The organism is Streptomyces sp. NPDC035033 (assembly GCF_040636735.1).
Taxonomy (GTDB): domain Bacteria; phylum Actinomycetota; class Actinomycetes; order Streptomycetales; family Streptomycetaceae; genus Streptomyces.
On record NZ_JBEZUZ010000105.1, the window covers coordinates 1 to 23491 of the forward strand.

18 protein-coding genes and 1 pseudogene are annotated in these 23491 nt (G+C 75.1%); 11 read left to right on the forward strand and 8 right to left on the reverse strand.

Features of this window, described 5'->3' with window-relative positions:
• Positions 1 to 49 precede the first annotated feature (49 nt).
• The gene (locus AB0E83_RS30380) at positions 50 to 1540 is read right to left on the reverse strand and encodes a M4 family metallopeptidase (RefSeq protein WP_362118973.1); all 1491 of its coding nucleotides are present in this window, start codon (positions 1538 to 1540) and stop codon (positions 50 to 52) included.
• A 444-nt stretch (positions 1541 to 1984) separates the two neighbouring features.
• Here AB0E83_RS30380 and AB0E83_RS30385 point away from each other — a divergent pair, with 444 nt between their 5' ends.
• From AB0E83_RS30385 to AB0E83_RS30405, 5 genes and pseudogenes are all read left to right on the forward strand, one after another.
• On the forward strand, positions 1985 to 4120 hold the full coding sequence (locus AB0E83_RS30385) for a HEAT repeat domain-containing protein (RefSeq protein ID WP_362118931.1): 2136 nt from the start codon (positions 1985 to 1987) through the stop codon (positions 4118 to 4120).
• 107 nt (positions 4121 to 4227) lie between these two features.
• Positions 4228 to 5013, forward strand: a complete 786-nt coding sequence (locus AB0E83_RS30390) for a hypothetical protein (RefSeq protein ID WP_362118934.1) — start codon at positions 4228 to 4230, stop codon at positions 5011 to 5013.
• Positions 5010 to 6374: a HAMP domain-containing sensor histidine kinase gene (locus AB0E83_RS30395; protein ID WP_362118937.1), complete on the forward strand. Its 1365-nt coding sequence runs from the start codon at positions 5010 to 5012 to the stop codon at positions 6372 to 6374. The genes AB0E83_RS30390 and AB0E83_RS30395 overlap by 4 nt, the downstream gene beginning before the upstream one ends.
• Before the next feature lie 176 nt (positions 6375 to 6550).
• Positions 6551 to 7939, forward strand: coding sequence for an FtsW/RodA/SpoVE family cell cycle protein (locus tag AB0E83_RS30400; protein WP_362118939.1), 1389 nt, complete (start codon positions 6551 to 6553; stop codon positions 7937 to 7939).
• Positions 7936 to 9384 (forward strand): annotated as a pseudogene (locus AB0E83_RS30405) (penicillin-binding transpeptidase domain-containing protein); the annotation flags it as partial. The gene AB0E83_RS30400 and the pseudogene AB0E83_RS30405, both read left to right, overlap by 4 nt.
• Before the next feature lie 407 nt (positions 9385 to 9791).
• On the opposite strand, the gene AB0E83_RS30410 reads toward AB0E83_RS30405, so the two are convergent.
• Positions 9792 to 10907 (reverse strand): ferritin-like domain-containing protein, encoded by a 1116-nt coding sequence (locus tag AB0E83_RS30410; protein ID WP_362118942.1) that lies wholly within the window; start codon positions 10905 to 10907, stop codon positions 9792 to 9794.
• 171 nt (positions 10908 to 11078) lie between these two features.
• On the opposite strand from AB0E83_RS30410, the gene AB0E83_RS30415 reads away from it, so the two are divergent.
• The 4 genes from AB0E83_RS30415 to AB0E83_RS30430 all read left to right on the forward strand — a co-directional run bounded on the left by AB0E83_RS30415 (position 11079) and on the right by AB0E83_RS30430 (position 14678).
• The gene (locus tag AB0E83_RS30415; RefSeq protein ID WP_362118944.1) at positions 11079 to 12014 is read left to right on the forward strand and encodes a diiron oxygenase; all 936 of its coding nucleotides are present in this window, start codon (positions 11079 to 11081) and stop codon (positions 12012 to 12014) included.
• Positions 12015 to 12075: 61 nt separating this feature from the next.
• Positions 12076 to 12798, forward strand: coding sequence for a TetR/AcrR family transcriptional regulator (locus tag AB0E83_RS30420; RefSeq protein WP_362118947.1), 723 nt, complete (start codon positions 12076 to 12078; stop codon positions 12796 to 12798).
• Between the two features lie 48 nt (positions 12799 to 12846).
• The gene (locus AB0E83_RS30425; protein ID WP_362118950.1) at positions 12847 to 13140 is read left to right on the forward strand and encodes a hypothetical protein; all 294 of its coding nucleotides are present in this window, start codon (positions 12847 to 12849) and stop codon (positions 13138 to 13140) included.
• 89 nt (positions 13141 to 13229) lie between these two features.
• On the forward strand, positions 13230 to 14678 hold the full coding sequence (locus AB0E83_RS30430; RefSeq protein ID WP_362118953.1) for an NlpC/P60 family protein: 1449 nt from the start codon (positions 13230 to 13232) through the stop codon (positions 14676 to 14678).
• Here AB0E83_RS30430 and AB0E83_RS30435 read toward each other — a convergent pair.
• From AB0E83_RS30435 to AB0E83_RS30455, 5 genes are all read right to left on the reverse strand, one after another.
• The gene (locus AB0E83_RS30435) at positions 14648 to 15886 is read right to left on the reverse strand and encodes a styrene monooxygenase/indole monooxygenase family protein (RefSeq protein ID WP_362118956.1); all 1239 of its coding nucleotides are present in this window, start codon (positions 15884 to 15886) and stop codon (positions 14648 to 14650) included. The two genes, AB0E83_RS30430 and AB0E83_RS30435, sit on opposite strands and share 31 nt — an antisense overlap.
• Positions 15887 to 15947: 61 nt before the next feature.
• Entirely contained in the window at positions 15948 to 16574 is a 627-nt protein-coding gene (locus tag AB0E83_RS30440; protein WP_362118976.1) for an ATP/GTP-binding protein, read from the reverse strand.
• 70 nt (positions 16575 to 16644) lie between these two features.
• Entirely contained in the window at positions 16645 to 17061 is a 417-nt protein-coding gene (locus AB0E83_RS30445) for a DUF742 domain-containing protein (RefSeq protein WP_362118959.1), read from the reverse strand.
• Positions 17058 to 17585: a roadblock/LC7 domain-containing protein gene (locus tag AB0E83_RS30450; protein WP_362118962.1), complete on the reverse strand. Its 528-nt coding sequence runs from the start codon at positions 17583 to 17585 to the stop codon at positions 17058 to 17060. The genes AB0E83_RS30445 and AB0E83_RS30450 overlap by 4 nt, the downstream gene beginning before the upstream one ends.
• Positions 17582 to 20539: a nitrate- and nitrite sensing domain-containing protein gene (locus tag AB0E83_RS30455; RefSeq protein WP_362118965.1), complete on the reverse strand. Its 2958-nt coding sequence runs from the start codon at positions 20537 to 20539 to the stop codon at positions 17582 to 17584. Before AB0E83_RS30455 ends, AB0E83_RS30450 begins: the two co-directional genes overlap by 4 nt.
• Positions 20540 to 20935: 396 nt before the next feature.
• Here AB0E83_RS30455 and AB0E83_RS30460 point away from each other — a divergent pair, with 396 nt between their 5' ends.
• Positions 20936 to 21718, forward strand: a complete 783-nt coding sequence (locus AB0E83_RS30460) for a hypothetical protein (RefSeq protein ID WP_362118968.1) — start codon at positions 20936 to 20938, stop codon at positions 21716 to 21718.
• Positions 21719 to 21754: 36 nt separating this feature from the next.
• On the opposite strand, the gene AB0E83_RS30465 is transcribed toward AB0E83_RS30460, so the two are convergent.
• Positions 21755 to 22171: a MarR family transcriptional regulator gene (locus AB0E83_RS30465; protein ID WP_362118979.1), complete on the reverse strand. Its 417-nt coding sequence runs from the start codon at positions 22169 to 22171 to the stop codon at positions 21755 to 21757.
• A 444-nt stretch (positions 22172 to 22615) separates the two neighbouring features.
• Here AB0E83_RS30465 and AB0E83_RS30470 point away from each other — a divergent pair, with 444 nt between their 5' ends.
• Positions 22616 to 23449 carry a lysozyme gene (locus AB0E83_RS30470; RefSeq protein WP_362118970.1) on the forward strand — a complete coding sequence of 278 codons (834 nt, stop codon included), beginning with the start codon at positions 22616 to 22618 and terminating at the stop codon, positions 23447 to 23449.
• The last annotated feature ends 42 nt before the right edge of the window (positions 23450 to 23491 follow it).

Consider the following 23491-nt stretch of genomic DNA (forward strand, 5'->3'; position numbering starts at 1 on the left):
CCGCCCGGCGCGGGGCGGCGGGCGGAGGCGGGGGGCCGGAGGTCGGGGGTTACTTGACGTTGACGGCCTTCCAGGCGGCGTCGACCGCGTTGTACTCGGGGCTGTTCGCGCCGTAGAGGTCGGTCGCGGCGGAGAGGGTGGCGGTGCGGGCGCCGGCGTAGGTGGTGGAGGAGGTCATGTAGGTGGAGAGGGCCTTGTACCAGATCTTGTAGGCGGCCTGGCGGCCGATGCCGGTCACCGTGGAGTTGTCGTAGGTCGGGGAGTTGTAGGTGACCCCGTTGATCGTCTTGGTGCCGCTGCCCTCCGCCAGGAGGTAGAAGAAGTGGTTGGCCGGGCCCGAGGAGTAGTGGACGTCGAGGCGGCCGAGGCTGCTCGACCAGTAGTCGGCGGAGTTGCCGTCCTTGCTGGGCTTGTCCATGTAGCGCAGCGGGGTGCCGTTGCCGCGGATGTCGATCTTCTCGCCGACGAGGTAGTCGCCGGCGTCCGAGGAGTTGTTCGCGTAGAACTCGACGGCGGTGCCGAGGATGTCGGAGGTGGCCTCGTTGAGGCCGCCGGACTCCTTGCTGTAGCGGAGGTTGGCGGTGGCGGCGGTGAGGCCGTGGGTCATCTCGTGGCCGGCGACGTCGAGGGAGGTCAGCGGCTTGGCGTTGCCCGCGCCGTCGCCGTAGGTCATGCAGAAGCAGGAGTCGGACCAGAAGGCGTTCACGTAGGCGTTGCCGTAGTGGACGCGGGAGTAGGCGGCGACGCCGTCGCCGCGGATGCCGTTGCGGCCGAGCTCGTTCTTGTAGAAGTCCCAGGTGACGGCCGCGCCGTAGTGGGCGTCGGCGGCCGCGGTCTCGCGGTGGGAGGCCAGGCCGTTGCCCCAGGTGTCGGTGGAGTTGGTGAAGAGGGTGCCGGTGCCGCTGGTGGCGCCCTTCAGGTCGTACGTCTTGTGGCCGCCGCGGGCGGTGTCGGTGAGGGTGTAGCCGGGCGCGGTGCCGAGGGTGACCTGGCCGCTGTACTGGGTGTTGCCGACGCCCGTCTCGATCGCCTCGTAGGAGTGGAGCTCCTTGCCGGTGGCGGCGTCCGTGACGACGTGGCGCTCGCTCGGCGTGCCGTCGTGCTGGAGGCCCTTCTCGACGGTCTCCCAGGCGAGGACCGGCTTGCCGGTCGCCGCCCAGATCACCTTGCGGGCGGAGCCGTCGCGCGCGGCCCCGGCGGTCGTGGTCGGGACGGATATGCGGGCCGAGGTGGCCTTGGTGGTGGAGCGGGCGCCGTTCTTCCGCTGGTGGACCACGAGGTCGCCGCCGAGGACCGGGAGGCCCTCGTAGGTGCGCTCGTAGCGGGTGTGGACGGTGCCGTCCGCGTCCTTCACGACGTCGCGGGCGACCAGCTTCTCCTTGGCGCCGAGGCCGATCGCGCGGGCGGTGGCCCCGGCGGACGCCTGGGCCTCCTGGATCGCGGCGGCGCGCTGCGGGGCGCTGAGGACGAGGGCGGTGGCTCCGGCCTCCCGGTCGGTCTCGGCGCCGGCGGTTCCGGTCTGGACTCCGACGACGACCATGGCGGCCGAGGCGACGAGGGCGGCGGTACGCACGACGGTGCGGCGGTGCGAGGACTGCTGGCGGATCACGCGGGCTCCTTCGCTGAAACGCGTGGGGGTGATGTGGGGGGTGACGCGGAGGGGAGCGTGCCAGCAGAATCGGTTTTTTGACAGGTATGCAACAAGGATTTGACCATCTGTTGTCCGAAGGGTGACGCACGGCGTCCGCTATCCGGCGCGAACGGGCCCTCGGGGCACGGCGGTTCGGAACCCTCCCCACGCGCGCGTGCCACCCGTCCCCCACCCGCCACCGTCCGCAACGGCCGGGCGGCGCACCGTACATGGCGCAAACCGAACGCAACCCCGGCCGGGCGCGGGGCGGGTGGCGCGGGTTCGGCGTCGATGTCCGTGCTGTGGTGCACACTTGCTGCCTGGTACAGGGCTCACGGGGAAGGCGGCCTGGCAATGCTGACGGGGATCGAGGAGGTCGACTGGGCCTCGCTGGGGCACGCCTACGGCCCCGCCGACGACGTGCCGGCACTGCTGCGCGGACTCGCCTCGCCCGACCCCGCCGAGCGGGAGACCGCCCTCGACGGCATGTACGGCACGGTCCACCACCAGGGCGACGTGTACGACTCCACCCTCGCCTGCATCCCCTTCCTCCTCGAACTCGTCGCCGACCCCGCCGTCCAGGACCGCGGCTGCATCGTCGAACTGCTCACCAGCATCGGCGGGATCGAGCTCGACGACGAGGACGACGACCTCGACGGACCGGCCGGAACCGGCCCCGGCGACGCCGAGTTCGTCCCCGCCGCGAACTTCGCGATGGCCGCGGCGGCCGTCGCCGCCGGGGCCGACGCCTTCCTGTGCCTGGTCGGCGACCCCGACCCGGAGGTCCGGCTCGCCGCGCCGGTCGCGCTGGCCTCGCTGCACCCGGACCCCGCGCGCGTGCTGACCCTGCTGCGGGAGCGGCTGACCGTGGAGCCGGACACCGAGGTGCGGCTCGCGCTGGTCGCGGCGGTGGGGCGGATCGCGCTGCGGCACGCCTCGCTGCGGGCCGAGACCGTCGACTGGCTGGCCTGGCTGGCCCGGGCGGCGCAGGACCCGGGGCTGCGGCTGGCGTCCCTGGCGCAGCTCGCCCGCTGCGCGCCGGGGCGGATCCCGGACGACATCGTGCGGTGGGTGACGGAGCTCCTGGAGGAGATCCGCACGGCGCCCCCGGCCGAGCCGGACGACAGGGGCGGCGAGTCCGGCACCGCGCGGATGCCGGTGACGCTCGTGGGACAGGTGCGGGAGCTCCTGGAGGAGCACGTGGCGGGGCGGCGGACGCCGTGGACGGAGGAGCTGTTGCGGACCCTGCACGGAGCCCTCGACGACCGGGTGGACGACCGGATCGCGCTGGTCCTGGCCCAGCTGCGCAGCCCCGACCCGGGCCAGCGGGCGGACGCGATCTGGCTGTGCGGGGGGTTGATACGGCTCTGGCGCGGGCGGTACGAGGAGGTCGTGCGGCTCGTCGGCGCACAGCTGGCCGACCCCGACGCCCGGCTCCGGGAGGCCGCCACCTCCTTCCTGGAGCGGCTCTTCGAGCTGGGCGCCCCCGCGGCCGACGGGCTCGCCGCCGTCCTCGCCGACGGGCCGGACGGGACGCCGGCGCTCCCCGGCGGTCCGACGGAGCTCACCGGCCGGACCGCGCGGGACGGGGCGCTGCTCGCCCTCGCCCGGTGCGGCGACGTCCGGGCCGTACCGCTGCTCGCGCGGGCGCTGGAGGGACCGGGCGAGGTGCGGCGCGAACTGCTGTACGCGGTCGACGGCCTCGGCCCGGCCGCGGCGGGGCTCGCGCCGCTGCTGCGGCGCCGGCTGGCGGCGGTCGAGCTGGACGAGGAGCTGTACGACCGGGCGTCGCCGCTGCTGTACGCGCTGGCGGCGGTGCGCGGCGGCCAGGCGCTGCCGGAGGTGCTGCGGGTGCTGCGCGGGGCGCCGGAGCACCGGCGCGAGTGGGTGCGGGAGGCGGCGGCCCGCACCCTGGGGGCGTTCGGCCCGGCGGCCCGGGAGGCCGTACCGGAGCTGCGGGAGCTGCTCGGCTCCGGGACGGCGACGGTCGCCGCCACGGCGGCGCGCGCCCTGTGGGCGGTCGAGGGCGACGCGGACGCGGTGGTGCCGGTCCTGGAGCGGTGGCTGCGGCCGGGGACGTCCGGCACCGACCGGTGCGCGGCGGCCCGGGCGCTGGGCGCGATCGGCCCGGCGGCGGCCGGGGCGGGCCGGGCGCTGCGCCCGGGTCTGACCTCCCGCGACCTGTGGGAGCGGGTGCGCTGCGCGGCGGCGCTGTGGCGGGTGTCGGGCGAGACCGACCGGACGCTGCCGGTGCTGCTCGCGGCCTGGGAGGAGAACCGGCACGCGCGCGTGGACATCGCCGAGTGCCTGGCCGAGATGGGCCCGGCCGCGGCGGCGGCCCAGCTGCCGATCCTCACCGAGCTGACCCGCCGCCGCCGGCACAACGCCCGCGAGGGCGCCTCCGGCAGCCACGACATCCACCAGGACGAGAAGCTCCTGACCCTGTGCCGGGCCGCCCTGGCCCGGATGGAGCGGCGGGACGCCCTCTAGGGGCGCGGGCACCCCCCGAAGCGGCGCCGGCGCCTCCCGAAAGGGACACCCTTCCCTATCGGGACATATGGTCTTCTTCGAGACCGACCGTCCGTCCTGGGAGCCCCGTGAGAGTCCGCGCCGCCCTCCTCGCCGCCGCCGTCGCGCTCGTGGCGCTGACCGGGTGCGGGGGCCAGGGCGGGCTCGTGAGCGACGGGCCGGCGCCGGCCGCCGTGGGCCCGGTGCGGCTGTGGCCCGAGCTTCCGCCCGCCTCGGATCCGCCGGCCGACTACGGGGAGACCGACACCGAGCGGGTGCCGGGGATCGCCGTGCGGGGCGGCGACGTGCGGACCGTGGACCCGGTCGCGGTGGTCCGGGCCGAGGTGGCCGCGCACCCCGACGCGTACACCGGCGCCGACGGGATGTACGAGGAGACCGCCCGGGCGGTCCTCGCCTGCGACACGGCGCCGGCCCGGTGCCCGGTGCTCTCGCCGTACTACCGGGACCTCACGGGGGACGGCCGGGACGAGCTGATCGCCGGGGTCCGGATGCCGGAGCAGCAGGTCGCCGTCCGCGTGTACCTCGCCGAGGACGGCGGGCTCACCCGGGTCATGTCCACCGTTGAGCAGGTGATCAGCGTGGAGCTGGCCGGGCGGGACCTGATCGTGCGGGCGGCCTCGGCGGGCATCCCGGGGTACGAGTACCGCACCGCCTGGTCGTGGGACGAGCGGCAGCGCAGCATGCTGCCGGCGCGGGACGAGATCGTGCCCGTCCGCACGCCTTCGGGAACCCCGCGCGCGACCTCCCCGGCCCCGGCCCGTCCCCGTACGAACCCGTCGGCCCTCCCCCGTACGGACTCCCCGGCCCCGGCCTCCCTCCGTACGGACTCCCCGGCCCCGGAGTCCTCGTCGTGACCCCCGCGCGCTCCGCCGCGCCGCGCCGGGCCCGCCGGCCCCGGGCGCCCGCCTGGACCGCGACGCTCACCTGGAAGGCGGCGGTCTTCATCGCCGTGATGTGCTGCGCGCTGGCCGCGCTGCTCGGCACCCTGGTGCACGTCTCCGTGACCGGGCAGACCGTCCGGGACGCCCGGGAGAAGGCGCTGGCCCGGCTCGTGGACGTCACCCGGCTGTACGAGGCGGGCGAGCCGCTGCCGCCGTCCGCCGGGCTCGACCCCGAGGGGCTGCCGGAGCCGCTGCGGCGGCTGACCGCGCGCGGCGAGCGCGGCACGATGGTCGCCGACCACCAGGGGCGGCCCACCATGTGGGCGGCCGGTCCGGCGGACGGACACGCGCTCGCCGTCCGGGTCGACCACAGCCTGGGCGCGGGGACCATCGACGCCCTGGACCGGTCGATCGTCGGCTCCTCGGTCCTCGCGATCGCGGCGACCCTGGCCGTCGGCGTCACCGCCGTCACCCGGGTCACCCGCCGGCTCCACGCCACCGCGCAGGTGGCCCGCCGGATCACCGCCGGGGACCTGGACGCGCGCGTGGACGACCCCCGGACGAAGGACCCCCGGCGCCCCCAGGACGAGGTGGCGACGGTCTCCGGGGCGCTCGACACCATGGCCTCCTCGCTCCAGCGCAAGCTCCAGAGCGAGCAGCGGTTCACGGCGGACGTGGCCCACGAGCTGCGCACCCCGCTGACCGGCCTCTCGGCCGCCGCCGAACTGCTGCCGGAGGGGCGGCCGGCGGAGCTCGTGCGGGACCGGGTGAGGGCCATGCGGGGGCTGACCGAGGACCTGCTGGAGATCTCCCGGCTCGACGCCCGCAACGAGACCGTCGACCTGGCCGTGCACGAACTCGGGCCGCTCGTCGAGCGGGTGGTGCGCGCCTCGGAGACCGACACGGAGGTGCGGATCGTACGGGACGCGACGGTCGAGACGGACCGGCGGCGGCTCGAACGGGTGCTGGGCAACCTGGTCGCCAACGCGCACCGGCACGGCCGGCCGCCGGTGGTGGTGACCGTGGACGGGGCGACGGTGACGGTACGGGACCACGGGCCGGGCTATCCGGAGTACCTGCTCGCCTCGGGCCCGCAGCGCTTCCGCACCGAGAGCGGCGGCAAGGGGCACGGCCTGGGCCTGACCATCGCGGTGGGGCAGGCAGAGGTGATCGGCGCGGAACTGGTCTTCGGCGAGGCGGGAGAAGGCGACGGGGCCGGGGCTGGAGAAGACGGCGGGGCCGGCGGGGCCGGGGGCGGGGAAGGCGGCGGGGCCGAGGCGCGGATCCGGCTGCCGGAGTACGTGCGCTTCGAGGACGAGCCCCCGGAGGAGTGAGTCCCCGGAGGGACGGGCCCCAAAAGGGACGGGCCTCCGAGAAGAGCGGGCCCCGGAGGGGCGAGCCCCGAGAAGGGCGGGCCCGGAGGGACGGGTTCCCGAAGGGTGGAACGGCCCCCACGGCACACCGTCACACAAAAGGGACATACGGCATACGGCTTGCTACGTTGCCGACCATGACCGCACCTCGGCGCACGGAGGCACGGGACGCGCCTCCGCCCGGCCTCCGCGTCCCGAAGCGGCGCGGGGTGGAGCTGGTGCTGCTCCTCGGCGCCGTCCTCATCTCCGTCTGCGGCTACGCCGAGGTGGGGCTCGCCCACGACGGCGCCGTGCCGCCGGACGCCGCCCGGTACGGGGCGGGGCTCGGGCTCCTCGCGCTGCTCGCGCACCTCGCCGTGCGGCTGCGGGCCCCGTACGCCGACCCGCTCCTGCTCCCCATCGCCGTCCTGCTCAACGGGCTCGGCCTGGTGCTGATCTACCGGCTCGACCTGGAGACCCCCCGCGACCAGGCGGCGACCACCCAGCTGGTGTGGTCGACGCTCGGGGTCGCGCTCTTCATCGTGGTGGTGCTGGTGCTGCGCGACCACCGCGTCCTCCAGGGGTACGCGTACGTCTCCGTCGCCACCGCGCTCGCCCTGATGATCCTGCCGATCTTCTTCCCGGCGGTGAACGGGGCCCGGATCTGGATCCGGATCGGCGGGCTCTCCTTCCAGCCGGGCGAGTTCGCGAAGATCCTGCTGGCGGTCTTCTTCGCCGCGTACCTCTCCGCCAACCTCAGCGCGCTCGCGTACGCCGGACGCCGGATCTGGAGGTTCCAGTTCCCCACCTGGCGGGTGCTCGGGCCGATCGTGGCGATCTGGCTGCTGAGCGTCGGCGTCCTCGTCCTGGAGCGGGACCTCGGCACCTCGCTGCTCTTCTTCGGCCTCTTCGTGATCATGCTGTACGTGGCGACCGGCCGCACCGGCTGGATCGCGATCGGGCTGCTGCTCGCCGCCGCCGGCGCCTTCCTCATCGGCTCGGTCGAGCCGCACGTGCACAGCCGGGTACAGGACTGGCTCGACCCGTACGCCTCGATCCGGGCCGGCGACGGGCCCGGCCAGCTCGCCCAGTCGCTCTTCGCCTTCGCCGCCGGCGGGATGCTCGGCACCGGCCTCGGTCTCGGCCACTCGGTCCTCATCGGCTTCGCCGCCAAGTCGGACTTCATCCTGGCGACGGCCGGCGAGGAGCTGGGGCTCGTCGGGCTGACCGCGCTCTTCCTGCTGTACGGCCTCTTCGTGGCGCGCGGCTACCGGGCCGGGCTCGCGCTGCGCGACCCCTTCGGGCGGCTGCTCGCGATCGGGCTCGCGTCGATCGTGGCGCTCCAGGTCTTCGTGATCGCGGGCGGGGTGATGGGGCTGATCCCGCTGACGGGCATGGCGATGCCGTTCCTGGCGCAGGGCGGTTCGTCGGTGGTGACCAACTGGGTGATCGTCGCCCTCCTGGTCCGGGTCAGCGACTCGGCGCGGGCGCCCCGGCCGGAGGCGGCGGAGACCGGCGAACTGGCGCGGGTGGAGGCGGGCCGGTGATCCGCTACATCCGGCGGGCCGCCGCCCTCTGCCTCGTCCTGCTCGCGGCGCTGCTGGTCAACGCGGTCCGGGTGATGCTGGTCGAGGCCGGCGAGCTGGACGCGAACCCGGCCAACCGGCGGGGCGCCATCGCCCGCTGGGCCGAGCCGCGCGGCGAGATCGTCGTCGACGGGAAGCCGGTCACCGGCTCCCGGGACAGCGGGCAGCAGCTGCGCTGGGAGCGGACCTACCGCCGGGGCCCGCTGTACGCGCCGGTGACCGGCTACGCCTCCCAGACGTACGGGACCACGATGGTCGAGCACGCCGAGGACGCGGTCCTCTCCGGCACCGACCCGATGCTGGCGCCGCTGCCGCTGTGGAACGACCTCACCCGGGGCCGCTCCCCCGGCGGCGACGTGGTGACGACGATCCGGGCGCCGTTGCAGGAGGCCGCCTACCGGGGGCTCGGCGGCAAGCGGGGCGCGGTCGTGGCCCTCGAACCGTCGAGCGGCCGGATCCTGGCGCTGGTCTCCTCCCCCTCGTACGAGCCCGGCGTGCTCTCCGGCACCGGCGCGGACGTGAAGGACGCCTGGACCCGGCTGACCACCTCGCCGAACCAGCCGATGCTCAACCGGGCGCTGCGGCAGACGTACCCGCCCGGCTCCACCTTCAAGATCGTGACGGCGGCGGCGGCGCTGGACTCCGGGGTGGTGCGGGACGTGGACGCGCCGACGGACACCCCGGACCCCTTCGTGCTGCCCGGCACCCGGCAGGTGCTGCCGAACGAGGCCCGGGGCTGCGAGGACGCCTCGCTCGCGTACGCGATCCAGTGGTCGTGCAACACGGTGATGGCCGGGCTCGGCGTGGACGTCGGCCTGGCGGGGATGGTGGCGGCGGCGGAACGGTTCGGCTTCGACGACACGACGCTGCGGGTGCCGTCCTGGGTGGCGAAGTCCAACTTCGACCGCGACATGAGCCCGGACCAGCTGGCGCAGTCGTCGATCGGGCAGTTCAACACCACGGCGACCCCGCTCCAGATGGCGATGGTGGCGGCGGCCGTCGCCAACACCGGGGAGATCGCGCAGCCGTACCTGATCGACCGGACGACCACCTCCGGCGGGGCGACCGTGGAGCGCACCCCGCGCCGCGGCTACCGGCAGGCGATGAGCGCGGCGACCGCCTTCCAGCTCCAGCGGCTGATGGTGCGGGCGGTGGAGGAGGGGACGGGCACCAACGCGGCGATCCCCGGGGCCCGGGTCGGCGGCAAGACCGGCACCGCGCAGCACGGCCTCGGCAACACGGGGACCCCGTACGCCTGGTTCATCGCCTGGGCCCAGGCCGAGGACTCGGCCCGCCCGGCGGTCGCGGTGGCGGTGGTCGTGGAGGACGCGGAGGCGTCCCGCACGGACATCAGCGGGGGCGGCAGCGCGGCGCCGATCGCCCGGGACGTGATGCGGGAGGCGCTGCGGCTGGAGGCGGAGGCGCGGGGGCTGCCGGGGCCGCGCGGCGAGCGGCCGCGCCGGGGCCCGGAGCCGTCCCCCGCCGGGGAGCCGGCCCGGGGCACGCGCCCGGTCGGGCCGCCCGGCGGCACGGAACCCCCCGCTCCGAACCGGCCGAACCGGCCGAACCGGCCGAACTGGCCGAACTGGCCGAACCGGCCGTCCCAGCAGCCCTGGTCGCCCCAGCAGTCCCGACCGCCCCAGCAACCCTGGCCATCCCAACAGCCCCAGCAGTCCCAGCCGTCCCCACACCCCCGGCCGACCCAACAGCCCCGGCCGTCCCGAGAACCCCAGTGGTCACCGCCGCCCCGCCCGGTCGGGCCGCCCGGCGGCAGCGGCCGGCGGGAGTGACGGCGGGGGGCCGGGGGCGCCCCCTACTCCGCCGCCCCCTCCGCGATCGCCTCCGCCACCTCCGCCACCCGCTCCCGCTCCTCCGCCGCGAAGCGTTCGGCGTCGAGCCGCTCCGCGATCTCCTCGTCCTGGGTCATCAGCAGGTCGAGGTTGGAGTCGCCGAGGTCGAAGACGCCCATGTCGAGGTAGGCCCTCTGGAGGCGCTCGCCCCACAGGCCGATGTCCTTGACGCAGGGCACGATCCGGCTGAACAGCAGCTTCCGGAAGAGGTGCAGGAACTCGCTCCGCTCGCTGAACTCCTCGGCCTCCTTCCGCCCGATGCCGAAGTTCTCCAGGACCTCGACCCCGCGCAGCCTGTCCCTCATGAGGTAGCAGCCCTCGATGACGAACTCCTCGCGTTCGCGCAGTTCGGCGTCGGTGAGCTGCTTGTAGTGGTCGCGCAGGGCCATCCGGCCGAAGGCCACGTGCCGGGCCTCGTCCTGCATGACGTAGGCGAGGATCTGCTTCGGCAGCGGCTTGTCGGTGGTGTCGCGGATCATGCCGAAGGCGGCGAGGGCCAGGCCCTCGATGAGCACCTGCATGCCGAGGTAGGGCATGTCCCAGCGGGAGTCGCGGAGGGTGTCGTCGAGGAGGGCCTGGAGGTGGTCGTTGATCGGGTAGAGCATCCCGATCTTCTCGTGCAGGAAGCGGCCGTAGATCTCGGCGTGCCGGGCCTCGTCCATGGTCTGGGTGGCGGAGTAGAACTTGGCGTCGAGGTCGGGCGCGGACTCGACGATCCGGGCCGCGCAGACCATGGCGCCCTGCTCTCCGTGGAGGAACTGGCTGAAGTTCCAGGAGGCGTAGTGGCGGCGCAGCTCGCCCTTGTCCTTCTCGGTGAGCCCGGCCCAGTGCCGGGTGCCGTACAGGGCGAGCGTCTCGTCGGGGGTGCCGAGCGGGTCGTACGGGTCGACCTCCAGCTCCCAGTCGATGCGGCGGGCGCCGTCCCACTGCTTGTCCTTGCCCTTCTGGTAGAGGGCGAGGAGCCGGTCACGGCCGGCGCCGGCCATGTCGTACTCCCAGGAGAAGCGGGCGTCCCCGGTCGCCGGGATCTCCCTGCCGGGGCCGGACGGGGGGTTCACGTAGAGCTCGTGCGTCGACATCGACCACTCCTTCCGGTCACCGGCCCTCCGGCCGCCGTCAGCAGGCTCACACGTTGCTGGACGGAGCGTCAACAAGTCGCGCGGGAGGGATTGACGGGCTTGCTGACGGGCAGTCTGATAACGAGTGACCGACGGTAACCCGAGTTCGACGCCAGCGAGGTGTCCCCCGCCATGAGTCCCTTCACCGAGCCCGACTTCACCCTCCTGCGGGATGCGCTGGGGCCGCTGCGTGACCGTGAGCGGCTCGCCGAACGGCTCCTGGAGTCCTCCCGCAAGCACTCCTACGACCCCGACGCCGAACTCGACTGGGACGCGCCCTTCGAGGACGGCGCGTGGTACTGGCCGCCGGAGCTGGTCTCGCTCTACGGGACGCCGCTGTGGCGCCGGATGTCCGAGGAGCAGCGGATCGAGCTCTCCCGCCACGAGGCCGCCTCGCTCGCCTCGCTCGGCATCTGGTTCGAGGTCATCCTGATGCAGCTGCTGGTCCGGCACATCTACGACAAGTCGCTGACCAGCCATCACGTCCGGTACGCGCTCACCGAGATCGCCGACGAGTGCCGGCACTCGATGATGTTCGCCCGGCTGATCCGCAAGAGCGGCACCGGCGAGTACCCGGTGCCCCGGGTCTACCACAACCTCGCGCGCGTCCTGAAGACCGTCTCCACCACGCCCGGTTCCTTCGCCGCCACCCTCCTCGGCGAGGAGATCCTCGACTGGATGCAGCGGCTGACCTTCCCGGACGAGCGGGTCCAGCCGCTGGTGCGCGGGGTGACCCGGATCCACGTGGTGGAGGAGGCGCGGCACGTGCGGTACGCCCGCGAGGAGCTGCGCCGCCAGATGGTGACGGCGCCGCGCTGGGAGCGGGAGTTCACCCGGCTCAGCTGCGGCGAGGCCGCCCGGGTCTTCTCCACCTGCTTCGTCAATCCCGGGGTGTACGAGGCGGTGGGCCTGGACCGGCGGCGGGCGGTGGCCGAGGTGCGGGCGAGCGGCCACCGGCGGGAGGTCATGCAGGCCGGCGCCAAGCGCCTGACGGACTTCCTCGACGACATCGGCGTGCTGCGGGGACCGGGCCGCCGGCTGTGGCGGTCGTCCGGACTGCTGGCCTGAGCGCCGGGTGAAGCTCCCGGCCCGCCCCCGGAGCCGGAGGCGCCGGGGTTACGCTGCGGGCATGACGAGCGCCGCCTCCCCCGCGTACCGCCGGCTCAGCGTCGAGGAGCGGCGCGGCCAGCTCCTGGAGGCGGCCCTCGGCCTCTTCGCCCACCGCGCGCCCGAGGACGTGTCCCTCGACGACGTCGCCGAGGCGGCCGGGGTCTCGCGCCCGCTGGTGTACCGCTACTTCCCCGGCGGCAAGCAGCAGCTGTACGAGGCCGCCCTGCGCTCCTCCGCCGACGCCCTCCACCACTGCTTCGCCGAGCCGCCGGACGGCCCGCCGACGGAGCGGCTCGGCCGGGTCCTCGACCGCTACCTGGCCTTCGTGGACGGGCACGACGCCGGGTTCAGCGCACTGCTGCGCGGCGGGAGCGTCGCGGAGACCTCCACCACCACGGCGATCGTGGACGAGGTGCGGCGGGCCGCGGCCGAGCAGATCTTCCTGCACCTGGGGGCCGAGCGGCCGGGCCGGCGGCTGGGGATGCTGGTCCGCACCTGGATCGCGGCCGTCGAGGCGGCCTCGCTCATCTGGCTCGACGAGGGCAAGACGCCCTCCGCCGGCGAGCTGCGCGACGGCATGGTCGACCAGCTCGTCGCCGTGCTCGTGGCGGGCGCCGCGAGCGACGGGGAGACCGCCGGGGTGGTGCGCCGGCTGCTCGCCCAGGAGCGCCCCGACGGCCCCGTCGCCGGCCTGGCCCGGCGCCTGCTGCCGCTCGCCGGCGAGGCGGCCCGCCTGCTGTGACCCCGGCGCGGCCGCCCGCGCCGGGGGCGGCCGGGGGAGACTGGTGGGGTGAGAAGCGAGAACACCCCCTTCCGCGGCGGCCCGCTCGACGGGCGGGTCCTGCCGATCCTGGTCGGTCCGACCGGCCACCCGCCGAAGTGGTACGAGGTGCCGGTGCCGGCCCACGACGGCCGGCCGCCCACGGTGTACGCGTACCGGCGCGAGCCCGCCGGGTACACCAAGCGGCTCGGGCTCCAGCGCGGCTGGGTCTACGCGTACGCCCCCGGGGGCCGCGAGCGGCGCGAGCTGAAGTGGCCGTGGTCCAAGCCGGCCGGGAGGCCGGGCGGGGAGCCGAACGGGTGAGAGGGAGAGGCGCGCCCCGATCCGTACGGTAATCGGATGAACGGGCGCGTCATGATGCCTCCGGAGCCCGCTCTGGAGGTGGTGGTGACGTGTCGCGAAGGCTGCTGCGCACGGTCTGTACGGGGGCGCTGGCCGCGCTGACGGCCCTGACCGGCACGGCGGCCGCCGCCCCGGCCCCGCCCGGGCCCCCGGCGGACCCGCCCGCCGGTTCCGCCCCCGTCGCCTGGGCGGACCCGGCGGCGGAACCGGTCGGACCGGTGGACCCGGACGCGGCACCCGTGGACCCCCCGGACGCGGCACCGGAACCGGCCGACCCCGGGGAGCCGGAACCGGCCGACCCTGAGGAACCGGAACCGGCCGGCCCCGGGGAGCCGGAACCGCAACCGGAACCGGCCGACCCCGAGAAGCCGGAACCGGAGGCCCCGGCGGGCACCGCCGGCGACGACGCGAGCGCGCTCCCGCCCTCCGGCGGAAGCTCCGTGACGACGCTGCTGACCCGGCTCCGCACCCTCTACCGGCAGGCGGAGGAGGCCACGGAGCGGTTCAACGCCGCCGAGGAGGCGCTGCGGCTCCAGACCGCCGACACCCGGCGGGTCACCGCCGCCCTGGCGGCCGCCCGCACCGACCTGGCGCGCGGGCGGGCCGAGGCGGGGCGGCTGGCCCGGGAGCAGTACCAGGGCCGGACCGCGTACTCCTCGCCGCTGCGGCTGCTCTTCGCCGAGGACCCGCAGTCGGCCCTGGACGCGCGGCACCTGATGGACCGGACGGCCCGCGACCGGGCCTCCGCCGTCCCCCGGCTCCTGGCCGCGGAGCGCCGGGCGGCCGGGCTCGCCACCGCCTCCCGCACCGCCCTGGACCGGCAGAAGGCCCTCGCCGGGCAGCAGCGGAAGCGGCGGGACCAGGTGCGCGAGAAGCTCGCGGAGGTGGAGGCGCTGCTCGCCTCGCTCTCCGCCGAGCAGCTGGCCCGCCTGACCGCGCTGGAACGGGCCGAGACGGCGGGCGCCCAGCGCGAACTCCTCGCCTCCGGCGCCCTGGGCCCCGCCCGCACCCCCTCGCGGGCGGGCGCGGAAGCCCTGCGCTTCGCGGTGGAGCAGCTCGGGAAGCCGTACGAGTGGGGGGCGGAGGGCCCCGACGCCTACGACTGCTCGGGGCTCACCCAGCGGGCCTGGGCGGCGGCGGGCCGGACGGTCCCCCGCACCAGCCAGGAGCAGTGGGCCGGACTCCCCCGAATCCCGCTCTCCGAGCTGCGCCCCGGCGACCTGGTGGTCTACTTCCCCGGCGCCACGCACGTGGCCCTCTACCTCGGGGAGGACCTGGTGCTCCACGCCCCCCGGCCGGGCGCCCGCGTCAAGGTCTCCCCGCTGGCGGCCAACCCCCTCCTGGGCGCGGTCCGGCCCGACCCGGCGGCCCGCTCCCTCGCCTCCTACACCCCGCCGCCCCTCCCGGAGTCGGCGCGGGAGGGCACGGACGAGGCTCTGGCGGACGGGCCGGCCGGTCCGGCCTCCGGTCAGCCGCCGGAGGCCACCGAGGCCAGGTAGGCGGAGGCCCTCTCCGGGTCGAAGAAGAAGTTCTCGAAGTCGGCGGGGTCGTTGAAGCCGTTGGCGACCCGGTCCGCGATCGGCTGGAGCTCGCCGGCCGCGCCCAGCAGCCGCAGGACGTGCTCCGGCGGCGGGGCCAGCATCGCGTTGGTCCACTTGACGACGGGCTCGGCCGTCCGCCAGTAGCGGTCGAAGGCGGACCGCATCCACGCCTCGTCGAACGGCTCGTCGCCGTGCTCGACGATCGCCGCGAGGTAGGCGGCGGCGCACTTGGCCGCCGAGTTCGAACCCTGGCCGGTGATCGGGTCGTTGGCGACGACGACGTCGGCCACGCCCAGGACCAGGCCGCCTCCGGGCAGCCGGCCGACGGGGTTGCGGACGGTGGGGGCGTACCGGCCGGCGAGGGTGCCGCCGGCGTCGGTCAGCTCGACCCGGGTGGCGCGCGCGTACTCCCAGGGCGTGAACTTCTCCATCAGCTCCAGGGTCAGGGCCAGGTGCTCGGAGGGGTCCTTGACGCCCTGGAAGACGTCGAGCGGGCCGCCGGGGAGGCCCTCCCAGAAGAGGATGTCGGCGCGGCCGCTCGTGGTGAGGGTCGGCATGACGAAGAGCTCGCCGACGCCGGGCACGAGGTTGCAGCGGACCGCGTCGAACTCGGGGTGCTCGGGGCGCGGGCCGAGGCCGTGGACGTACGCGACGGCGAGCGCGCGCTGCGGCTCGCTGTACGGGGAGCGCCCGGCGTCGCGGCCGAACATGGAGACCAGTTCGCCCTTGCCGGCGGCGACGAGCACCAGGTCGTAGCGGCGGGCGAAGAAGTCGAGGTCGCCGACGGCCGCGCCGTGGATGACGAGCTGGCCGCCGCGCTGGGCGAAGGTGTCCATCCAGCCGGCCATCTTCACGCGCTGGTCGACGGACTGGGCGTAGCCGTCGAGCTTCCCGACCCAGTCGATGACGCGGGCCGAGTCCGGGCCGGCGACGGAGACGCCGAGGCCCTCGATCCTCGGGGCCTGGGACTCCCAGAAGTTCAGGCCGAGGTCGCGCTCGTGCTGGAGCGCGGTGTCGAACATGCACTGGGTGGACATGACGCGGCCGGAGCGGATCTCGTCCGCCGTCCGGTTGGACATGAGGGTGACCTCGTACCCCTGGGACTGGAGGCCGAGGGCGAGCTGGAGGCCGGACTGTCCGGCGCCGACTATGAGTATCTTCCGCATGGGCGGGGCTCCTGGCGAAGACGAAGGTGGTGCGGGTGGGGGGGGAGGGGGCGGGGCGCGGCTACTCGGGGGTGGCGGAGAGCGCGTGCTCGACCATGGCGAGCAGCGTCTCGACGACGCTGTAGCGCTTGCGCGCGTCCATGACCACCACGGGGACGTCGGGGGCGATCGTCAGGGCCTCCCTGACGTCCTCCGGCTCGAACCGCTCGGTGCCCTCGAAGTGGTTGACCGCGACGACGTACGGCAGGCCGCAGCTCTCGAAGTAGTCGAGCGCCGGGAAGCAGTCGGTGAGGCGGCGGGTGTCGGCGAGCACGATCGCCCCGATCGCGCCCCGGACCAGGTCGTCCCACATGAACCAGAAGCGCTGCTGGCCGGGGGTGCCGAAGACGTACAGGACCAGGTCGTTGTCGAGCGTGATCCGGCCGAAGTCCATCGCCACGGTGGTGGTGAGCTTGTCCGGGGTGGCGGTGAGGTCGTCGGTCTCCTCGCTGGCCCGGGTCATCAGCGCCTCGGTCTGGAGCGGGGTGATCTCCGAGACCGCGCGGACGAAGGTGGTCTTGCCGACGCCGAAGCCGCCCGCGACCACGATCTTCGTGGCGATCGGGGCGCGGGAGTGGTCGAGCTGCCAGTCCTGGGCGCCGTCCTCGGGATCCGGTTCCCCGGCCGCGGGCCCGGGCTGGGCGGGGATCAGCGCGGCGGGGACGGTCTCCGCCGGGGAGGCGGCGGGGACGTCGACGGCGGTGTCGACGGCGGTGGCGTCAGAGACGACGGAGTCCACTCAGCACCCTTTCGAGGAGCGCGCGGTCGGGCTGGCCGGTGCCGTGACCGGTCCCGTACACACGGATCTTTCCCTGGTCGGCCAGGTCGCTGAGCAGCACCCGGACGACACCCAACGGCATCTTGAGGAGGGCCGAGATCTCCGCCACCGTCCGCATCCGGCGGCAGATCTCGACGATGGCGCGCATCTCGGGCATGAGCCCGCGGGCGCCGGGGCCGCCGTCCGTGAGGACCTTGCGGGCGATCGGCGCCTCCAGGGCGGCCACGAAGGTCTCGACGAGCAGCACGTGTCCGAACCGGGTGCGTCCGCCGGTCAGCGAGTACGGGCGCACGCGCGCGGGGCGCCGTCCCTCGCCCCGTACGGGCAGCCGGTGGGCGGCGGCGGTCAGCGAGGTCACTGGAAGCTCTCCATGGACTTCCGCAGCTCGCTGCGGACTTCGGGGGTGAGGACGTGTCCCGCGCGGCCCACGAAGAGCGCCATGTGGTAGGCGATGACGCTCATGTCGCAGTCGGGGGTGGCGTGCACGCCGAGCAGCGAGCCGTCGCTGATCGACATGACGAAGACGCTGCCCTCCTCCATGGCGACCATGGTCTGCTTCACCCCGCCGCCGTCCATGAGCCGCGCGGCACCGACCGTCAGGCTGCCGATGCCGGAGACGATGGTGGCGAGGTCGGCGCTGGAGCCGCGCGGGCCCCGGGGGCGGGCGGCCTCGGCGGCGGGGTCCGGGCGCTCCTCCGGGTCGGAGGAGAGCAGCAGGAGCCCGTCGGAGGAGACGACGGCGACCGAGCGGACGCCGGGCACCTCCTCCACGAGGTTGCCCAGCAGCCATTGCAGGTTGCGGGCCTCCGTGCTCGGTCCGTACGTCCCGGTGGTGCCGGTCGCTGCGGTCGTACTGGTGGTGCTCGTTCCCGTGGCGGTCAACTGCGTGCCTCCTCGACTGTGTCCCCCGTCATCTCCTCTGTACGCGCGGTGCTCCCGGCGGCTATCTCCGCCTCGACGTCCCGGCGCCCGGCCACGGCGCCCTGGTGGAAGCCGCCCAGGCGGCGGCGGAGTGCCTCGGCGTCGACCGAGCCCCGGCGGGGGGCGGCGGGCGCCGCGGGCGCGCGGACCACCTGGGGGGTCCGCTTGGGCAGGCCCTTGTCGGTCACGCGCTCCCACTGCGCGGGACGCGGACCGGGGACCTGTGCCTGTTCGTCCTCCTGCCCGGACTGCCCGGACCGGCCGACCTGCTCGGCCTGCCCGTCCTGACCGGCCTGCCCGGACTGCTCGGCCTGCTCCGGTACGGCGACGACCGGCGGCTCGGCGGCGCGCTCGTGGCCGTCCGGCTCGGGCGGCGGGTCGGGGAGCCGCACCTGGAGGGTGGTCTCCGCGACGGACTCGGCGGGCTGCTCCGGTTCGGCGTGCGCGACGGGCGGCTCCGGCTCGGCGTGCGGTACGACGGGCGGCTCGGGCTCGGCGTACGCGACGGGCTCGGGGGCGTACGGCTCCTCGGACACGGGCTCCGTCGCGGCCGGGGCGGGCTCCGCCGGGGCGGGCCCGGGCTGCTCCGCCTCGCGGAAGGCGCGCTCCGCCGCCTCCACGAGCGGGTCGCGGCTGCGGGACGGCAGGGCGTTGGAGTTGGCCTCGGCCTCCGAGCCGGGGAGGTGGAGGACGGGTACGGAGCCGGTGCCCGCGACCCGTACCGGCTCGGCGACGGCGGCCGGCGGCGCGGTCGGCAGCAGCGGGAGCGGCAGCACCACGACGGCGGCCGTGCCTCCCGGCTTCTGCTCGCGCAGCTCGACGCCGACGCCGTGGCGGGCGGCGAGCAGGGCGACGACCCGCATGCCGAGCCCCTCGCCCTCGAACGCCTCCGGGTCGGCGGCGGCGAGGCGGGCGTTGAGGTCGGCGCGCCGGTGGTCGGGGATCCCTATGCCGGAGTCCTGGACGGAGAGCATGACCTCGCCGGTCTCCAGGAGCCAGCCGGAGAGCTGGACCTCGGCGTCCGGCGGGGAGAACGAGGTGGCGTTCTCCAGGAGTTCGGCGACGAGGTGGCTCAGGTCGTCCGCGGCGAAGCCGGCGACCTGGGCGTGCGGCGGCAGCGACTGGATGGTGACCCGCTCGTACCGCTCGATCTCGCTGACGGCGGCGCGCAGCACGTCGACCAGCGGGACGGGCCCGGCGTGGCCGTGGACGTGCTCGTGGCCGGCGAGGACCAGCAGGTTCTCGCTGTGGCGGCGCATGACGGTCGCCATGTGGTCGAGCTTGAAGAGGGTGGCGAGGCGGTCCGGGTCCTGCTCGCGCTCCTCCAGCTTCTCGATGACGCCGAGCTGGCGGTCGACGAGGCCGAGGCTGCGCAGCGAGAGGTTGACGAAGCTGTGCCGGACGGTGTCGCGGAGCCGTTCGAGGTCGGCGGTGAGGACGGCGATCCGGCTCTGGAGCTCGGCGCGCTGGGTGGCGAGCTCGGCCTCGGCGGCCTCCTGGGCGGCGATCAGTCCGGCCCGCTCGCCGGTGAGCCGGCCGGTGTGGGCGGCGAGGGCGGCGAGCTGCCCGTGGAGGGTGTTGAGGGAGCGGACGACCTGCGCGAACTCGTCGTTGCGTCCGGTGAAGCGGACCGCTTCCTCGGTGGCGGGCTCGGGCGCGGCGGCGAGCCGGGCGGCGCCGAGGCGGAGGACGGCGAGCGGGCGGGTGAGGCTGCGGGCGACGTAGGTGGAGACGGCGACCGCGAGGAGCAGGCAGCCGCCGAGGAGGGCGAGCCGCAGTTCGAGGGCGGTGACGTCGTCGTCGCGCAGGGCGGTGAGCCGCTCGACCCGCTTGGCGGCGAGGGTCGACTCGACGCCGCGCATCTGCTCGACGCGGGCGGAGAGCGCGGCGTCCAGGCCGGACGGGGAGGTGCGGGTCTCGGCCTCGGAGAGGGCGGGCTGGTCGGTCAGCCGGGCGAGGGCCTGTTCGGCGGTCCTGACCTCGGGTCCGGTGACCGTCCGGGCGAGGGAGTCGCGGGCGGCGGCGCCGGCGGAGCGGTCGAAGTCGCCGAGGGCGGCGAGTTCGCGGACGCGGGCCTGCTGGGCGGCGGCGCTCAGCAGGTCGCGGGCGCGCTCGGCCTCCTCGGCGCCCTCGGGCTCCTCGGCGACGTAGGTGTTGGTGGCGGGGTCGTAGCGGAGGTCGCCGGTGGGCTCGGGCTGCGGGACGGCGAGCGCGGCGAGGAGCAGGCCGCGGGTGGCGGACGCCTGCTCGACGGCGCGGCCGAGGTCGGCGGGGGCCCGGCCGGAGCCGGTGAGGCCGGGGTCGGCGGCGCGGGGCGGGGTCCGCTCGGCCAGCTCGTCGGCGAGGTCCTGGAGCTTGGCGATGACGTCGCCGTACGCCTTGTGGGCGTCCAGGGCCGTGCCCTCGCCGCTGACGGCGGCGCGGCGGACGGAGGCGACGCCGGCGAGGTCGCGGCGGAGCGCGTCGGGGGCGGCCGGGCGGATCTCGTCGATCTGGCGGTCGACGCGGGCCGTCTTGGCGGGGGTCAGGACCCGCCGGTCCTTCTTCGGGCCGGTCTGCTCCTCGCGGCCGGCGGCGATGAAGGCGACGACCTCGTCGCGCTCGTCGGCGAGGGAGTGGGCGAGGGTGACGGCCTGCCGGTCGAGTTCGGCGAGGGTGACCAGGCGCCGGGACTCGTCCAGTTCGTCGTAGGCGGTGAGGACGGCGGGGGCTCCGGCGCCGAGCACGATGACGCCGACGAGGGCGACGCCGGCGACGAGGCGGGTGCGGACGCGCTTGGGGCGGCCGCCGGGGGTCGGCGCGGGCGTGCCGGGGCCTCCCGCGCTCGGGGCCCCGGGGGCCGGCGCGGTGCCGGAGGCCGGCGCGGTGCCGGGGGTCGGCGGCTCACCGGGGGTCTGGCTCCGCGCGCCGTTCATGCTCCGAGGCCGCTTCTTCTGCACCGGTGCTCGCATTCTTGACTCGTCCGCCCACACAGCAGAGGTGACGGCCGGTCACGAGGTTCCGCCCCCACCCCTGGTACGGCTTCCGACCATTCCAGCGCTTTCGGGTAGGGGACGGGCATCGGCCGCTCCGCCACCCGAACGAGTGAACAACACTCCTGAGTTGGCGAACAACTTCCGGAGGGGGCCGCCGGGGGCCCGCGCCGGGCCCCGGCTGGATCTTCGGGGCGGGCTTTGGCAGGATGCCCGCCCGCAGCTCGCCGGAGCTCGCGATTCCGCCCCCGTCGCCGGTCACGGCCGGTTGGTACAGGCCATTTTCGGCCCTTTGCAGGTGTTGTGAAGACGGTGCGACAGCCGGGCACACTGGACATCATGCGCAGCGAAGTCGCCACCCTCCCCGGCAGCCCCGAACGCCCCAACGAGGACTGGGCCGCCGCAGCTCTGCCGGGTCCGGACGGCGGGGGGACGCTCGTCCTCCTGGACGGCGTCACGCCCCCCGCGGGCGAGGTCGGTTGTGTGCACGCGGTGCCGTGGTTCACCGCGCGCCTCGGGGGTGCTTTGACCGAACTGTCGGCTTCCCGGGCCGATCTGACGCTGTCCGAGATCCTGTCCCTGGCAATCCGGCGCACCGCGGAGCTCCACGCGGACACCTGTGACCTTTCTCACGTGCGGACGCCGCAGGCGACGGTGGTCCTCGCCCGCTGGGACGCGGCCGTCGTCGAGCACCTCGTCCTCTCCGACTCGGTGCTGCTGCTCCAGGCCCCGGACGGCGCGGTCCGGGCGGTGCGGGACGACCGGCTGGACCGGGTCCCCCGCGAGGTGCTCCGCTCGCACGAGGCGACGGACCGGCTGCGCAACCGGGAGGGCGGCTTCTTCACGGCGGCGGCGGACCCGGCGGTGGCGGAGCGGGCGGTGACCGGCACGACCCCGCTGGCGGAGGTGGGGGCGCTGGCGGCGCTCACGGACGGGGCGAGCCGCTGGGTGGAGCTGTTCGGCGCGGGCGACTGGACGGAGTGCGGCCGCGTCCTGGCGAAGGAGGGCCCCGCGGGGCTGCTCCGGCGGGTCCGGACCCTGGAGACGGAGGACGCCGCGGCGGGCGGTCCGCGGCGCTGGAAGCTCCACGACGACGCCACGGCCGTGTACGTGGCCTTCTGACCCCTCCCGGGCCCGCCGGGCGCGGCCGGCGGCGGTTCAGCCCTCCGCGCGCCGGTTGAAGTGGTGGAGCAGCCGGGCCAGTTCGGCGACCTCCGCGCGGTCCCAGTCGGCGAGCTTGCGGACGTACCGCTCCCGGCGGGCGTCGCGGACGTGCCGGAACCGGGCGCGGCCCTCGTCGGTGAGCCGGACCAGGGAGGCCCGCCCGTCGGCGGGGTCGGGGTCGCGGGCGACCAGGCCGAGCTGTTCGAGGGCGCGCAACTGGCGGCTCATGGTGGCCTTGCCGACGCCGAAGTAGGCGGAGAGCTCGGTGGCGCGCTGGGGGCCGGCGTCGTCGAGCCGGACGAAGAGGCCGTACGCGGAGGACTCCAGCTCCGGGTGGACCTCGCGGGCCATCTCGCCGGACTGGGCGCGGGCCCGGCGCAGGAACACGGCGAGTTCCCGCTCCAGGGCCAGGAACTCCCGCTCGGCGGCGGGCGGGGCGGGCGGCTCCCCGGGGACAGGCGGCTCCCCGGGGGCGGGCGGCTCCTCGTGGGCGGCGGCGTCCCCGGGCCTCTCCGGTGCGACGGGCGCTCCCTTGGCTCCCCCGGGCCCGGCGGCGGGGGTCCCTTCCGCGGGGGCCCCTCCGGACGTTCCGTCACCGCGGGTTCCCCCGGGCGCGGCACCGTCTTCACCGGTCGTACCGCCTGCGCGCACGCCCCACCTCCCACGCCTGTTTCGCCGGCTGAAAGTTTCCCGCCGCGACGGGCATCGCCGCAGCTCCTTCAGTATTTCGCAGGAGTAGACCAACGGCGGGACCCGGGCCCTCTTCCACCCCGCCTGTCTACGTGCGTAGAGTCACCGGCGAGCACGTGAGTGACATGTCCACACCACCCTCACCGACCCCCCGGGAGTCACGCCATGCGTGTGCGCAGATCCGTCCCCACCGCCCTGCTCGCCGGCCTCGCGGCCACCGCCCTCGTCCTCCCCCTCGCCGGCCAGGCCGGCGCGGCCGACCCCGGCGCCCGCTCCGCCGTCCCCGCCCGCGGCACCGCCCACATGGGCATGGGCGTCCTCGAGCACGACGGCCGCGGCGCGGCCCCCTCCGGCGGCGTCTCCGCCCTCGCCACCTGGACGGAGGGCGTCGACGTCTCCAGCCACCAGGGCAACGTCGCCTGGTCGACCCTCTGGAACAGCGGCGTCAAGTGGGCCTACGTCAAGGCGACGGAAGGCACCTACTACAAGAACACCTACTTCACGCAGCAGTACAACGGCTCGTACAACGTCGGCATGATCCGGGGCACGTACCACTTCGCCACCCCGGACACGACCACCGGCGCCGCCCAGGCCGACTACTTCGTCAACAACGGCGGCGGCTGGTCCAAGGACGGGAAGACCCTCCCCGGCGTGCTCGACATCGAGTGGAACCCGTACGGCGCCACCTGCTACGGCAAGACCCAGTCCGGGATGGTCGCCTGGATCCGCGACTTCCTGAACCGGTACAAGTACCGGACCGGCCGCGACGCCGTCATCTACACGGCGACCAGCTGGTGGAAGCAGTGCACCGGCAACTACTCCGGCTTCGCCACCACCAACCCGCTCTGGATCGCGCGGTACGCCTCCGAGGTCGGCGAGCTCCCGGCCGGCTGGCCGTACTACACGATGTGGCAGTACACCTCGTCCGGCCCGACGGTCGGCGACCACAACCACTTCAACGGCGACCTCTCGCGGGTCCAGGCGCTCGCGAACGGCTGACGGCGGGACCGCGACGGCGGCTCCGGGGCGCGGCGGCGCCCC